Genomic DNA, 1,017 nt, shown 5'->3' with positions numbered 1-1,017 from the left:
CTTCCATGCCGCTCGGCTCGATCCCTCTGTCTGGGACTATTCGCCCGATGTGCCGGTATTCAACTCTGGCCGTGAGGCTGCGGCTCATGGGCTGTCAGGTGTTAGCTCTCCCTCTCCTGCGGCAGTTAAGAAAATCGAGGGTCTTAGAAGGCAGAGAAAGGTATCAGAAGAATGGGCGCTTGATCGCTTGGAGCGCGACCGGCGTTAGCTGGACAGCGCGTGAATGCTCTCTGGCTTGGTCCGTGGATCTCCTGCAAGTGCATAGAGGCCCTGAGCGCTTTCCTTGCCTGACACAGCCACAGGGAAGCTCGTAGCGCCGTTATAGACCAGCCACAGGGAGCGCGTGACGCCATCGACAAAGGCTGGCCCGCGTGAAGGATGGTAGCCCACATCTGGCAAATAGACGGGGTTTCTGCGCCCTCCTGTCCAGTTAGGCCCCTGACCTGACCACTTATAATCTGTTGGTATATCAGAGGGCAGCAGCGCCCTTGTTCTGTCTGCGTGTAGTGCCAGATCGGCAGCTCTCCATGCCGCGTAGAAAAGGACTGACTGCACGATCACGACATACCGCTTCCGGTCGTATTCTTCACCGGCTGGGGCGCGGCCTATGCCCATATAGACCGCCTCGCGCTGCGGTAGGTGGACCCGCCACACAATCGGCAGGCCGTGGAAGTCTAGGGGGTCTCTGGGAAGCAGCAGCGGCAGCGGGTCTTGGGGTTCCTGACCAGGCATATCTTTTATCGTCTCGATCACATCATGGATCGCGGCCATCGCCCCATCGAGCTTGGCCCCTCTTTCACGCGGGTCTCGATCATCGCGCCCAGCGCGGCCAGTGATGAAGTCCCAGAATGCCAATGTCACAGCTCCCCTTTTGCCGATGACAGGATAAAGGGAGCGCCCAGTCGATCAAGAAAAAAAGTGACACGGTGAGCAAATAAAAATCACCACTAGGAGCATTTACGCCTTGCCCGCAGTGCAACATAATGGTATATAAGAGTGAGGGCGGCGGTTTATATA

General features: G+C 57.5%; 1 protein-coding gene. It reads right to left on the bottom strand.

What is annotated here, in order from left to right; genetic code table 11:
• Nucleotides 1–204: 204 nt before the first annotated feature.
• On the bottom strand, nt 205–855 hold the full coding sequence (locus H0485_RS21260; RefSeq protein WP_226937868.1) for a plasmid fertility inhibition factor family protein: 651 nt from the start codon (nt 853–855) through the stop codon (nt 205–207).
• Nucleotides 856–1,017 lie beyond the last annotated feature (162 nt).

Source organism: Pseudogemmobacter faecipullorum (assembly GCF_020539525.1).
GTDB lineage: Bacteria > Pseudomonadota > Alphaproteobacteria > Rhodobacterales > Rhodobacteraceae > Pseudogemmobacter > Pseudogemmobacter faecipullorum.
Note: the sequence above shows the minus strand (reverse complement) of the source record. Positions and strands in the feature narration are given on the sequence as shown.